The 12,393-nt window shown below is 59.4% G+C and carries 13 protein-coding genes; 8 read left to right on the top strand and 5 right to left on the bottom strand.

Annotated features, from left to right (window positions below):
• Positions 1–14: 14 nt before the first annotated feature.
• Positions 15–587, top strand: a complete 573-nt coding sequence (pabA, locus tag NR795_RS15605) for an aminodeoxychorismate synthase component 2 (RefSeq protein WP_257758684.1) — start codon at positions 15–17, stop codon at positions 585–587.
• A 79-nt stretch (positions 588–666) separates the two neighbouring features.
• Positions 667–1,887, top strand: a complete 1,221-nt coding sequence (locus tag NR795_RS15600) for an aspartate aminotransferase family protein (protein WP_257758683.1) — start codon at positions 667–669, stop codon at positions 1,885–1,887.
• On the opposite strand, the gene NR795_RS15595 is transcribed toward NR795_RS15600, so the two are convergent.
• Together NR795_RS15595 and crp are read right to left on the bottom strand one after the other, a co-directional pair.
• Entirely contained in the window at positions 1,884–3,965 is a 2,082-nt protein-coding gene (locus tag NR795_RS15595) for a YccS/YhfK family putative transporter (RefSeq protein ID WP_257758682.1), read from the bottom strand. The genes NR795_RS15600 and NR795_RS15595 overlap by 4 nt on opposite strands.
• Before the next feature lie 51 nt (positions 3,966–4,016).
• Positions 4,017–4,649 carry a cAMP-activated global transcriptional regulator CRP gene (gene crp, locus NR795_RS15590; RefSeq protein ID WP_000242758.1) on the bottom strand — a complete coding sequence of 211 codons (633 nt, stop codon included), beginning with the start codon at positions 4,647–4,649 and terminating at the stop codon, positions 4,017–4,019.
• A 308-nt stretch (positions 4,650–4,957) separates the two neighbouring features.
• Between crp and NR795_RS15585 the strand changes: the two genes are divergently transcribed.
• A complete protein-coding gene (locus tag NR795_RS15585) occupies positions 4,958–5,362 on the top strand; it encodes an OsmC family protein (RefSeq protein ID WP_144818066.1) in 405 nt (134 codons plus the stop codon).
• Between the two features lie 40 nt (positions 5,363–5,402).
• On the opposite strand, the gene NR795_RS15580 is transcribed toward NR795_RS15585, so the two are convergent.
• From NR795_RS15580 to NR795_RS15570, 3 genes are read right to left on the bottom strand one after another with little or no spacing between them, the layout of a single operon-like run.
• On the bottom strand, positions 5,403–6,272 hold the full coding sequence (locus tag NR795_RS15580) for a phosphoribulokinase (RefSeq protein ID WP_257758679.1): 870 nt from the start codon (positions 6,270–6,272) through the stop codon (positions 5,403–5,405).
• A 53-nt stretch (positions 6,273–6,325) separates the two neighbouring features.
• Positions 6,326–6,544 (bottom strand): YheU family protein, encoded by a 219-nt coding sequence (locus NR795_RS15575; protein ID WP_042393072.1) that lies wholly within the window; start codon positions 6,542–6,544, stop codon positions 6,326–6,328.
• Entirely contained in the window at positions 6,544–7,560 is a 1,017-nt protein-coding gene (locus NR795_RS15570; protein WP_144818067.1) for a hydrolase, read from the bottom strand. Before NR795_RS15570 ends, NR795_RS15575 begins: the two co-directional genes overlap by 1 nt.
• A 260-nt stretch (positions 7,561–7,820) precedes the next feature.
• On the opposite strand from NR795_RS15570, the gene mdcA reads away from it, so the two are divergent.
• The 5 genes from mdcA to mdcE are packed head-to-tail and all read left to right on the top strand — an operon-like array spanning position 7,821 to position 12,268.
• Entirely contained in the window at positions 7,821–9,476 is a 1,656-nt protein-coding gene (mdcA, locus tag NR795_RS15565) for a malonate decarboxylase subunit alpha (protein ID WP_144818068.1), read from the top strand.
• Positions 9,476–10,333 carry a triphosphoribosyl-dephospho-CoA synthase gene (locus NR795_RS15560; RefSeq protein WP_257758677.1) on the top strand — a complete coding sequence of 286 codons (858 nt, stop codon included), beginning with the start codon at positions 9,476–9,478 and terminating at the stop codon, positions 10,331–10,333. Before mdcA ends, NR795_RS15560 begins: the two co-directional genes overlap by 1 nt.
• Positions 10,334–10,342: 9 nt before the next feature.
• A complete protein-coding gene (gene mdcC, locus NR795_RS15555; RefSeq protein WP_222889383.1) occupies positions 10,343–10,642 on the top strand; it encodes a malonate decarboxylase acyl carrier protein in 300 nt (99 codons plus the stop codon).
• Positions 10,635–11,468 carry a biotin-independent malonate decarboxylase subunit beta gene (locus NR795_RS15550; RefSeq protein WP_144818071.1) on the top strand — a complete coding sequence of 278 codons (834 nt, stop codon included), beginning with the start codon at positions 10,635–10,637 and terminating at the stop codon, positions 11,466–11,468. The genes mdcC and NR795_RS15550 overlap by 8 nt, the downstream gene beginning before the upstream one ends.
• Positions 11,468–12,268, top strand: a complete 801-nt coding sequence (gene mdcE / locus NR795_RS15545; protein WP_257758675.1) for a biotin-independent malonate decarboxylase subunit gamma — start codon at positions 11,468–11,470, stop codon at positions 12,266–12,268. Before NR795_RS15550 ends, mdcE begins: the two co-directional genes overlap by 1 nt.
• Positions 12,269–12,393: the final 125 nt, after the last annotated feature.

The raw sequence follows: 12,393 nt of genomic DNA, 5'->3' as shown, positions 1-12,393 counted from the left end.
AAAGATGCTGCACCATGATCCTGCTTATCGACAACTACGACTCCTTTACCTGGAACCTCTATCAGTACTTCTGCGAGCTGGGAGCTGAGGTCGTGGTGAAGCGCAACGACGAGGTAACCCTCGCCGATATCGCGGCGCTGGCCCCGGAGAAGATCGTGATCTCTCCCGGACCCTGCACGCCGGACGAGTCGGGCATATCGCTGGAGGTCATCCGTCACTACGCCGGTCAGCTGCCGATCCTCGGCGTCTGTCTGGGCCACCAGGCCATTGCGCAGGTTTTTGGCGCGACCATCGTGCGGGCGCAGAAGGTGATGCATGGCAAAACCTCGCCGATTACCCACAGCGGGCGGGGCGTGTTTCATGGGCTCAACAATCCGCTTACCGTCACCCGCTACCACTCGCTGCTGATCGATCCCGCTACGCTGCCCAACTGCTTCGAGGTGACCGCCTGGAGCGATACCCAGGAGATTATGGCTATTCGTCATCGGGAGTGGGATCTGCAGGGCGTGCAGTTCCACCCGGAGAGCATCCTGAGCGAGCAGGGGCACGCGCTACTGGCAAACTTTCTCAACCATGCCGATTTTTAGTTGCCATGCACTGATTTTTTATGCATATTTTGTGATTATATTTTCATAATCATTGCTGCATATAACGGATGGGCATGACATGGCAACTGAACAGAACGCAGTTACGCGCGCAACATTTGACGAAGTAATTCTGCCCATTTATGCACCGGCGGAGTTTATTCCGGTGAAAGGCAAAGGCAGCCGAGTGTGGGATCAGCAGGGCAAGGAGTATGTTGATTTCGCCGGCGGGATTGCCGTGACGGCGCTGGGCCACTGCCATCCTGCGCTGGTAGAGGCGCTGAAGAGCCAGGGCGAAACCCTGTGGCATACCAGCAACGTCTTTACCAACGAGCCGGCGCTGCGCCTGGCGCGCAAGATTATCGATACCACCTTTGCCGAACGCGTGCTGTTTATGAACTCCGGCACCGAGGCCAACGAAACCGCTTTTAAGCTGGCGCGCTACTACGCCTCTACGCGCCACAGTCCGTACAAAACCAAAATCATTGCTTTCCATAATGCCTTCCACGGACGCTCGCTGTTTACCGTCTCGGTTGGCGGCCAGCCGAAGTACTCTGACGGCTTCGGGCCAAAACCCGCCGATATCATCCACGTGCCGTTCAACGATCTTCATGCAGTGAAAGCGGTCATGGACGATCACACCTGTGCGGTGGTGGTTGAGCCGGTGCAGGGGGAAGGGGGCGTGACTGCCGCAACGCCAGAATTCTTACAGGGTCTGCGTGAGCTGTGCGACCAGCACCAGGCGCTGCTGGTCTTTGATGAGGTGCAGTGCGGGATGGGGCGCAGCGGCGATCTCTTTGCCTACATGCACTACGGCGTGACGCCGGATATCCTCACCAGCGCCAAGGCCCTGGGCGGCGGCTTCCCGATTAGCGCGGTGCTGACCACCGAGGCGATTGCCAGCGCCTTCCACGTGGGCTCTCACGGTTCGACCTACGGCGGTAACCCACTGGCCTGCGCGGTAGCGGGCGCGGCTTTTGACATCATCAGCTCGCCTGAGGTGCTGCAAGGCGTGAGCGAGAAGCGTCAGCGCTTTGTGAAGCATTTGCAGCAGATCGACGAGCAGTTTGACGTATTCAGCGATATTCGCGGCATGGGGTTGTTGATTGGCGCAGAGCTAAAACCTCAATACAAGGGGCGCGCCCGCGATCTGCTTTACGCGGCCGCCGATGAGGGCGTGATGGTGCTGAACGCCGGGCCGGACGTGATGCGCTTTGCGCCGTCGCTGGTGGTCACCGAGCAGGATATTGATGAGGGTATGCAGCGCTTTGCTGTGGCGGTGGCCAACATCACTCGGGCTTAATCTTTACTCCACCGGCGATTAAGCCAGATGCCATGATGCGGGCGCTGACGCCATGCCACCGACGAGATGGTGTGCATGCTGTTCAGATGCCCGATAATGCGCTGAAGATGCATCTCCATTGGGCTCATTGGACCCTGGGTGAGCGTCTCCGGCGCTTCAAGAATATTCGCGTCGCCGGAAGCCCCGGCCCCGTCATAGTCCAGCCGCTGCTGGCAGCGCTGAAGCGCAATTTCGCATGACTCGAGATAGCGCTGGGTCAGATCCGGCGTCAGCATGGTGTGCTCACGGGCCAGCGTCGTCAGGGCGTTTATATGCTCGACAATAAACTGGCTATGGGTCACCCAGAGCTTCATATCTTCCAGATAGTGGGTATTGAACCCCGGCTCCTGCATCGCCTGATTGAGCGAGTTAAAGAGGGCGTTGTGCGCCTGGTTGACCCGTATGCGCTGGTAGGCCAGCGGCGTCGGCTGCGGGTCGTCGCTGAGGATCAGGCGAATCGCATCCTGATCCTTCTCAATGGCATCATGGGCGTTTTTGCGCAGCAGACCGCTCTGCCACTGCGGCCAGAGCCAGACCATCCCGCCGAAGGCGATCAGGCAGCCAATCAGGGTGTCGATCAGCCGGGCGACAATAAAGTTCTCGCCGCTCAGGGTCAGGATCTGAATCGAGTACACCGCCGTAATGGTGAACCCCACCGTCGCCCAGCCGTAGCTCTTGCGAATAATCAGGTAGCTGATCAGCGTGATAAACAGCATGCCCAGCAGCGTATACCCCTCCGGGACATGGAAGTGCAGGGTAGCCCCGGCAACCGTTAACCCTGCCAGCGTGCCCGCCGCCCGGTGTAAAATACGTACCCGGGTAGCGCCGTAGCCGTTCTGCGTGACCAGCAGTACCGTCATCAGGATCCAGTAGGGCTTCGGCAGATGCAGGGCGCTGCCCATCAGGCTGGCGATACTCAGCATGACGCTGATGCGGGCAGCATTACGCAGCGCCGGAGATTTCAGCGACAGGTAGCTTTTTAGCGCCTCCCACAGCGGCTGGCGGCGTTGCTGGTCGGCCATCAGGTCGCGGCTATAGAGCGGACGCTGGGTACGCAGCACCCGGGCGATACGGCTAAAGTGCCAGGCACAGAACTGCCCAACCGGGTTTTGCGGATGCTGGCGGGCGATCTTCTCCAGCGCGCCAATCTGCTTCTCCATGGTGAAACGGGTCGGGTAGCGATGATACAGAATGTCGTCCGCCAGTACCCGAAGCCGGGCAGCGACCACCTGCGCATTCCAGCGGATCACCGCTTCGGCGTGGCTGCGCTCCACCAGCTTCTGCACCTCTTCCGGCTGGTGCAGGCTTACCGAGATGTGCTCCTGCAGATCCAGCGCCACCTGAAACGCCCGCAGCAGACGTTTGTAGTCGTTATGCTGGTTGGCAGCGAGCATATGCAGCTGCTGATAGCACTGGGTGATGAGATCCACCGCCTTTTGCTGACGCGCCAGCAGCGGTGGCAGGGCCTTCTCCGGATCGGCGTGCTGCGTCAGCAGGCTGTACTTCGCCTCGCAGTAGTCGGCGAGCTGGCGGTAGAGCAGGCTTAACGATTCGCGCAGGGGCTGCTCGCGCCACAGCCAGAACCAAAACCAGTTAAATGCCCCATACCAGAGCGTGCCAAGGGCGTAGATGAGCAGTGGCTCCCAGATCGGCATATTGCCCGCCAGGCTCAGGGTAAAGATAGCGGCGATAAGCGAAGCGGGCAGCAGGCGCGCGTGTAGAGGACTGATTTCCGCCGTGACGCCAAGCAGCATTGCCAGCCCGGCGAGGATCAGCGGGAGCGCAACGTTGGCCCCCAGCAGCAGCTGCACCGCCAGGCTACAGCCGGCAAACAGCGAGCCGCCGATAATCAGGCGCTTAAAGAAGCGTTTGTGTGGGGTATCGAGACCGGCAATGTTGCAGCAGGCGGGCACCAGCGAGAACAGTAGACCATGCTGAAGATGACCCAGCGCCAGGCCGATGGCCACGGGAAGACACAGCACCAGCGTTTGCCGCAGTGCGTAGTTAACTTCGGGGTGGTAGATTAACCTGCGCCACATGAGGAGGAGAGCAAAAACGGCGTCCGCGAGGCGATACGCCGTTTTTAAAGCTTAACGTGTTCCGTAGACGACGATGGTTTTGCCGTGCGCGGAGATCAGGTTCTGATCTTCCAGCATCTTCAGAATACGGCCCACGGTTTCACGGGAGCAGCCGACGATCTGACCGATCTCCTGGCGGGTGATTTTGATCTGCATCCCGTCCGGATGGGTCATGGCGTCCGGCTGTTTAGCCAGGTTCAGCAGGGTCTGCGCGATACGGCCGGTCACGTCGAGGAAGGCAAGGTTGCCCACTTTCTCAGAGGTGACCTGCAGGCGGCGAGCCATCTGCGACGAAAGGCGCATCAGAATATCCGGGTTGACCTGGATAAGCTGACGGAATTTTTTATAGGAAATTTCGGCCACTTCACAGGCGGTTTTCGCCCGTACCCATGCGCTGCGCTCCTGGCCCTCTTCAAACAGGCCCAGTTCACCGATAAAGTCTCCCTGGTTCAGGTAAGAGAGGATCATCTCTTTCCCTTCTTCGTCCTTGATGAGCACTGCCACTGAGCCTTTGACGATGTAATACAACGTTTCCGCTTTTTCACCCTGGTGAATCAGCGTGCTCTTCGATGGGTACTTATGAATGTGGCAATGAGACAAGAACCATTCGAGAGTCGGGTCTGTTTGTGGTTTGCCAAGCACCATGCGCGGTTATCCTCTGTTATAAGCTGGCGCCAGTCGCGGGACGGATCCGGCGGCTGGGGTTGCAATCATATGCTTCCCGAATCCTGGGAAGGGGGCCGTCAATATAGGCATGCGGCCTGTAATGGTTGAAGTCCTCTGCATACCTGCATAATGTCAATACATTACCGTAGCATCCTGACTGTTTTAGCATAGCTTTTGCCGTGTGTCTCCTGGTGTCTCGCTTCAGCTTGATGCATGTCGCCTTCCGTTGCGCGTTTTACTCGGCGCGCGTAATCTGTCGGGAAAATTGCCACTCTGGAGTGATGAAAATGCAAGCACGCGTAAAATGGGTTGAAGGGCTGACGTTCCTTGGCGAATCCGCCTCTGGTCATCAGGTGTTAATGGACGGCAACTCCGGGGATAAAGCCCCCAGCCCGATGGAGATGGTGCTGATGGCGGCAGGCGGATGCAGCGCCATCGACGTGGTGTCGATCCTGCAGAAAGGCCGTCATAGCGTGTCCGATTGCGAAGTGAAGCTGACCTCCGAGCGCCGGGAAGAGGCACCGCGTCTCTTCACCCACATCAACCTGCACTTTATCGTTACCGGCAAAGAGCTGAAGGATGCGGCGGTATCCCGTGCGGTGGATCTCTCGGCAGAGAAGTACTGCTCCGTGGCGCTGATGCTGGAGAAAGCGGTCAATATCACCCATTCATACGAAGTGATTGAAGCGTAACGTTAAAGGCCCGGTTAGCGTAGCGCCGCCGGGCACTATCTTATTCAATCTTCTTGCCTTCCATCAGCCGCTGCACCAGCGGCAGCATGATTAGCTCCATCGCCAGCCCCATTTTGCCCCCCGGCACCACCAGGGTGTTGATATGGGAGATAAATGAGCCTTGCAGCATCGCCAGCAGCCAGGGGTAATCTATCCCCTCCAGATCGCGGAAGTGGATCACCACAAAGCTCTCGTCCAGCGAGGGAATATTTTTGGCCGCAAAGGGGTTGGAGGTGTCGACCGTGGGGACGCGCTGGAAGTTGATGTGGGTGCGGGAGAACTGCGGCGTAATGAAGTTGATATAGTCATCCATCGAGCGCACCACCGAGTCCATCACCGTCTCCCGGGAGTGGCCGCGCTCGCTGGTGTCGCGGATCATCTTCTGGATCCACTCCAGGTTGATAATCGGCACTACCCCCACCAGCAGATCCACATGGCGCGCCACGTCGTGCTGGGGCGTCACCACGCCGCCGTGCAATCCCTCGTAAAAAAGAATGTCGGTGGGTGCCGGCAGCGGCTGCCACGGCGTAAAGGTACCCGGCACCTGGTTCCAGGGCACGGCTTCGTCGTAGGTGTGCAGATACTTGCGCGCCTGCCCGGTGCCGTTGTGACCATATTCGATAAAGGTCTGCTCCAGCAGGCCAAAGTCGTTGGCGTCCGGGCCAAAGTAGCTAATATGTCGCCCGGCATCGCGCGCCTTGCGGATCGCCATATCCATCTCCGGACGGGTATAGCGGTGGAAGCTATCGCCCTCCACCTCGGCGGCGCGTAGCCCGAGTTGGGAAAAAATTTTACGAAAGGCGAGGCTGGTGGTGGTGGTTCCTGCCCCGCTGGAACCTGTCACAGCAATCACCGGATGTTTGGCTGACATAGCGAACGACTCCCTGATAAACAGCAGAAGAGGGCGGATCGCCTGACGCAGCGTTATTCGCGAAACTGTTTGCGGGGCATAATATTGACCGTCTCGTGTAGCTCTGACCACACCAGCACGGCCTCACCCGTCTCCAACTGACGCTTTACGTCGGCAACCTTTTGCTCAAGCGAACGCTCATGTTCACCATAATCGGTGCCTTCGCGCAAGACAAAGCTCTCAATCAGGCTGTAGAGCGTCTCGGGTGGAACCTCTTGCCAGGGAATAATCATTATGCCTCCAGATAGGGTGCCAGCCAGTCGGGGATGCGCTTTTCAAGCCACATCTCTGGACGGCGCAGCGTGCCGCCAACGAAGCCAACGTGGCCACCATGTTCGGTCAACTGATACTCAATATTAGCGGGTAAATGGCCCGCCGCGGGAATGACGTGGTGATCCATAAAGGGATCGTCTTTGGCATGGATAATCAGCGTCGGCTTGCGGATCTGCGGCAGGAGCGGCATGGCGCTGCTTCGGCGGTAGTAGTCGATGGCATCATCGAACCCGTGCGCCTTTGCCGTGATCAGGTCATCAAACTCACGGATGCGGCGTACGCGCTTGAGCTGGGCGAGATCGATCGGCAGGGAGCCGGGATAGGCCTTGAGTTTGCGCGTGGCGTTGGCTTTCAGCAGGTTCAGCAGGTAGCGCTGGTAGACGCGTGTGAAACCCTTGTCCATATGGAGGCTACAGGCCTCCAGCACCAGCGGAGCCGAGACAATCACCGCCGCGTTGAGCGGCAGGCTGTCGTCCGCTTTAGCCAGCAGGCAGCCAAGCATATTGCCGCCGAGGGAGTAACCTACTGCCGCCGTGGGTGCCGGGCCCAGCTCACTATGCAGCCAGTGCAGGAACGCGCTGCCGTCTTCGGTTTCGCCGGAGTGATAGATGCGGTTCAGGCGGTTAGGCTCGCCGCTGCAGCCGCGAAAGTGCATCACCACCCCGAGCCAGCCGCGCTGCCTGGCGGCGTGAATTAATCCATGGGCATAGGGGCTGTGCAGGCTGCCCTCCAGGCCGTGGAATACCACCAGCCGGGGCTTATCTTTTGCCTGCTGCGGATCTTCGCTCCACGCCAGATCGACAAAGTCGCCGTCGGGAAGCTCAAGGCGCTGCCACTGGGCGGTGAACTGCAGACGGCGACGCAAAATACGCGGCAGCATGGTCTGCAAATGCGGGTTGCTTGCCCCCGGCATCGGGCGGAATTCAACGTTATCTTCCGCCGCAGCGGGAAGCAGTAAGGGAGTTATTTGGGTCATGTCGTGCGAGTTATTTTTCAGTTATCTGCGGAATACTATACCTGCACGAATCAATTATGTTTATGAAAATGGGTCACTACTCTCCTGTCGTAGCGCATTTTTCTCCCCTCTGGGCTGATCTGAATCACAAATTCCTATTTTGATCGTTACTCTCAGGCTAATGATCCTGCTAACCGCTTTATTGATGCATTTTTCAGCAGGGCGCACACTTCCTTCAGCGTTAAGCAAATCAAAACGATTGCTGAATCAGGAGGTTAATAATGTTATCTGGGCAAACGCCTGCACGGGTATGGAACACACGACGCACTGAGAAACAGCGTCGTCTGGCTTCTGTCCCGGTAGAAGGCAAAGTGCTACCGACCGACGACCTGGTCGCCATGCTAGAAAAACTGATTGCGCCGGGCGACCGGGTGGTCCTTGAGGGGAACAACCAGAAGCAGGCGGACTTCCTCTCTCGTTCGCTGGCGGAGGTTAACCCGCAAAAAGTGCACGACCTGCATATGATCATGCCCAGCGTCGGGCGCAGCGAACATCTCGATATTTTTGAAAAGGGCATCGCCCGCAAGCTGGACTTCTCTTTCTCCGGAACGCAAAGCCTGCGCATCTCTCAGCTGTTAGAAGACGATCAGCTTGAGATCGGTGCAATTCACACCTACATCGAACTCTATTCTCGTCTCTACGTTGATCTGGCTCCGAACGTGGCGCTGATCGCCGGTTTTAAAGCCGACCGCAAGGGCAACCTCTATACCGGGGCCAGCACCGAAGATACCCCGGCGCTGGTGGAAGCCGCCGCGTTCCATGACGGTATCGTTATTGCACAGGTCAACGAGCTGGTGGATGACGAGAACGATCTGCCTCGCGTCGATATTCCCGGATCGTGGATTGACTACGTGGTGGTCGCTGACAAGCCGTTCTTTATCGAACCGCTCTTTACCCGCGATCCGCGCCTGATCAAGCAGGAGCATATCCTGATGGCGATGATGGCGATCAAAGGTATCTACGCCGAACACCAGGTGCAGTCGCTGAACCACGGTATCGGCTTCAACACCGCTGCTATCGAGCTGCTGCTGCCTACCTACGGGGAACAGCTCGGCCTGAAGGGCAAAATCTGTAAGCACTGGACCCTGAACCCGCATCCTACGCTGATCCCGGCGATTGAGAGCGGCTGGGTAGAGAGCATCCACTGCTTCGGCGGCGAGCTGGGCATGGAGGAGTATATCCGCGCCCGCCCTGACGTCTTCTTTACCGGAGCCGACGGCTCGATGCGCTCGAACCGTGCCTTCTGCCAGCTGGCGGGCCAGTACGCGGTAGATATGTTTATCGGTTCGACGCTGCAGGTGGATGGCTATGCCAACTCCTCAACGGTGACCCGCGGTCGTCTCTCTGGCTTTGGCGGCGCGCCTAACATGGGCCACGATCCCCACGGCCGCCGTCACGCTACCCCGGCCTGGCTCAACATGATGACTGAGCCCGATCCAATGCAGCGCGGTAAAAAACTGGTGGTGCAGATGGTCGAAACCTTCCAGGCCGGCGTTAAACCCACCTTCGTTGAGAAACTCGACGCGGTTGAGGTGGCCAAAGCCTCCGGCATGCCGCTGGCACCGGTAATGATCTACGGCGACGATGTGACCCACGTCCTGACCGAAGAGGGACTGGCTCACCTGTGGCGCGCCGAGAGCATGGAAGAGCGCCGGGCGATGGTCGCCGCGGTCGCCGGGATCACCGACATCGGTCTGGGCGTAGACGCTAAACGCGTTGCGGCGCTGCGTCAAAGTGGCAAGGTGCTCTACCCGGAAGATATGGGTATTCGCCGCTCCGATGCCACCCGCTCCCTGCTGGCGGCGGGCAGCGTGGCTGACCTGGTTGAGTGGTCAGACGGCCTCTACAACCCACCTGCAAAATTCCGGAGCTGGTAATGAAACATCTGCCACAGATTCAGGCTCAGGGCGGTGCCGAATGGCTGGCGCATACCGCCACCCAGTGTCTGATTGACGAAGCACGACTCAGCCCGAAGCCCGGACTTGTGGACAGCCGGGGAAACGGCGCGCATCACGACCTGTCGTTAGCGCTGATGGAGCGCTCGGCGCGCAGCCTGACCCCGACGTTTCAGGCCCTGGCGCAGCAGAGCTGGCAGCGGCCAGCGGACATTGCGCTCAGACAAACGATTGGACGACTCGGCCGTGAAGGCGAGCAGCAGATGATGGCGGCCACCCACGGCGTGAATACCCACCGGGGCGCGATTTGGGCGCTGGGGCTGCTGGTCAGCGCGGTGGCGATGCTCGGCGGCGAGGGCAATGCGCAGGCGATTACCCGCACTGCCGCAGGCCTGGCCATGCTGCCGGATGACGCTGCCCCAAAGGTCTTCAGTAAAGGGTTGCGGGCTACCCATCGCTATCGCGTGCCGGGTGCACGTGAAGAGGCTCAGCAGGCGTTTCCGCACATCATGCAGTACGCCTTGCCACAGTTGCAGCAGAGCCGGTTGAACGGTAGCAGCGAGACGCACGCCAGGCTTGATGCCCTGATGGCGATCATGACCTCGCTGACCGACACCTGCGTACTTTCCCGCGCCGGGATGGAGGGGCTTGAGGCCATGCAGCATGGCGCACGGGCCGTACTCAACGCGGGCGGCACCGCGCAGCTGGCCGGGCAGCAGGCGCTGGCGAGGTTAGATCGCCAGATGCTGATGCTCAACGCCTCGCCGGGTGGCGCAGCGGATCTGCTCGCTGCCACCCTGTTTCTTGACCGTGTCGAATCGCCCTATTTAAAGCATTAAGAGGATGTTATGGAACAGATCACAATCTCTGTGCCCGCCAGCCGCACGCTAAGCGGCAAAGCGCTGGCAGGCGTTGTCGGATCCGGTGATATGGAGGTGTTATTCACCGCCGCGCCGGGCGAAACGCTCACTATTGATATCACCACCTCCGTGGACAACAGCCGCGCCCGCTGGGAAGCGCTGTTTAACCGCCTCGGTATGGTAAGCGAGCTGCCTGCCGGCAAGCTGGTGATCCATGACTTTGGCGCAACGCCGGGCGTGGCACGCATTCGTATCGAACAGGTCTTTGAGGGGGTAAGCCATGCGTGACGATCGCAGTTTTATCGAACTGAAAGCGCGCCAGCGTGCGCAGGCGCTGCTGGATGAGGGCAGCTTCCGCGAGCTGCTGGATCCATTCGAAGGCATTATCTCACCATGGCTGGGGCCGCAGGGCATCGTGCCGCAGGCCGACGACGGCATGGTGGTTGCTAAAGGCACCATCAATGGCCAACCTGCCGTGGTCGTGGCTATCGAAGGCACCTTCCAGGGCGGCAGCATGGGCGAGGTTTCTGGTGCGAAGATGGCGGCAGCGTTAGAGCTGGCGGCGGAAGACAACCGCAACGGCATTCCCACCCAGGCCGTACTGTGTCTGGAGACCGGCGGGGTGCGTTTACAAGAGGCCAACCTCGGCCTGGCGGCGATTGCCGATATCCATGCGGCGATTGTCGATCTGCGTCGTTACACCCCGGTTATCGGCATCGTGGCCGGTACGGTGGGCTGCTTCGGCGGCATGTCCATTGCCGCTGCGCTCTGTAGCTACCTGATCGTCACCCGCGAGGCGCGCCTCGGCCTTAACGGTCCGCAAGTGATTGAGCAGGAGGCGGGCATTGCCGAGTACGACTCCCGCGACCGGCCGTTTATCTGGAGCATGACCGGCGGTGAGGTGCGCTATCAGAGCGGGCTGGTGGATGCCCTGGTCGGCGACGGCATCAACGCCGTAAAAGGCGCGATGAATGACTTCATCGCCAAAGGCGTACCGGCTAAGCACCGTACCGACAACTACGCCTGGTATCTGGATCGCCTGAGCCGTTTCGATACCACTAAGCAGGCTGATGCAGAACAGATTAAAGCGCTCTTTGCCCGGGAGGATAAATAATGAGTAACTCAATTAGCCGCGGCGAACTATGGCTGGAAACCCTGGTCCCCAACGCCAAACGTCTGGCGGGGCTGTGTCCCTCTGTTCAGGCCGCTGATGGCGAGCTTAACGGGGAACCTGTGCGCTTCATTACCGTGGTTCCGGATGCCCACAACCACTATCCTCGCGCCGCTCAAGGCGAAGTGGGGCTGCTGGAGGGGTGGACGCTGGCGAAGGTAGTGAGTGAAACCATCGCCCTGGATGCTGACAACGATGTTAAGCGCCCGATTGTGGCCGTGATCGACGTGCCTAGCCAGGCCTATGGCCGCCGTGAAGAGGCGTTTGGTATCCATCAGGCGCTGGCCGGGGCCGCTGCGGCCTATGCGAACGCACGGCTGGCAGGACATCCGGTGATTGGTTTGATCGTCGGTAAAGCCATGTCCGGCGCGTTTCTGGCCCACGGCTACCAGGCCAACCGGCTGATCGCCTTTAACGACAAGGGCGTGCTGATCCATGCGATGGGTAAAGCGTCTGCGGCACGTATTACGCTGCGTACCGTCGAGGCGCTGGAGAAGCTGGCGGCAACGATTCCGCCGATGGCCTACGACATCAGCAACTACGCCACCCTCGGGCTACTGGCTGACCTGCTGGATATCAGCAATCCCGACGCCCCAACCGATAACGACCTGGCGCAGGTGCACAGCGCCCTGCAACAGGCCATCCATGATGCTCGTCAGGACCGGACGCTGAAAAACCGTCTCGGGGCTGACAACCGTCATAGCTCTCTTCTTGTGCGCGAGCGCATGAAAGCGAGCTGGTAAGAAAAGAGAGACCTGCCAGAGGTAAGTCCCCGTGGGCGCATTCGCTGCGCCCGCGAGGAGAACGACGCCCTGAAAAAATAATAATCATCGCGCCAGTGCTAAAACTTTTAACCACAGGTGATTTT

This window comes from Pseudescherichia sp. L3 (genome assembly GCF_024656065.1).
GTDB lineage: Bacteria > Pseudomonadota > Gammaproteobacteria > Enterobacterales > Enterobacteriaceae > Pseudescherichia.
This window is presented reverse-complemented; position numbering and strand designations above follow the sequence as displayed.

Bases quoted from the DNA above. Each gene is read 5' to 3' on its own strand.
- mdcE (WP_257758675.1), top strand. From the start codon at position 11,468: ATGAGTAACTCAATTAGCCGCGGCGAACTATGGCTGGAAACCCTGGTC.
- pabA (WP_257758684.1), top strand. From the start codon at position 15: ATGATCCTGCTTATCGACAACTACGACTCCTTTACCTGGAACCTCTAT.
- NR795_RS15580 (WP_257758679.1), bottom strand. From the start codon at position 6,272: ATGTCAGCCAAACATCCGGTGATTGCTGTGACAGGTTCCAGCGGGGCA.
- NR795_RS15585 (WP_144818066.1), top strand. From the start codon at position 4,958: ATGCAAGCACGCGTAAAATGGGTTGAAGGGCTGACGTTCCTTGGCGAA.
- mdcC (WP_222889383.1), top strand. From the start codon at position 10,343: ATGGAACAGATCACAATCTCTGTGCCCGCCAGCCGCACGCTAAGCGGC.
- NR795_RS15560 (WP_257758677.1), top strand. From the start codon at position 9,476: ATGAAACATCTGCCACAGATTCAGGCTCAGGGCGGTGCCGAATGGCTG.
- mdcA (WP_144818068.1), top strand. From the start codon at position 7,821: ATGTTATCTGGGCAAACGCCTGCACGGGTATGGAACACACGACGCACT.
- NR795_RS15600 (WP_257758683.1), top strand. From the start codon at position 667: ATGGCAACTGAACAGAACGCAGTTACGCGCGCAACATTTGACGAAGTA.
- NR795_RS15570 (WP_144818067.1), bottom strand. From the start codon at position 7,560: ATGACCCAAATAACTCCCTTACTGCTTCCCGCTGCGGCGGAAGATAAC.
- NR795_RS15550 (WP_144818071.1), top strand. From the start codon at position 10,635: ATGCGTGACGATCGCAGTTTTATCGAACTGAAAGCGCGCCAGCGTGCG.
- crp (WP_000242758.1), bottom strand. From the start codon at position 4,649: ATGGTGCTTGGCAAACCACAAACAGACCCGACTCTCGAATGGTTCTTG.
- NR795_RS15575 (WP_042393072.1), bottom strand. From the start codon at position 6,544: ATGATTATTCCCTGGCAAGAGGTTCCACCCGAGACGCTCTACAGCCTG.
- NR795_RS15595 (WP_257758682.1), bottom strand. From the start codon at position 3,965: ATGTGGCGCAGGTTAATCTACCACCCCGAAGTTAACTACGCACTGCGG.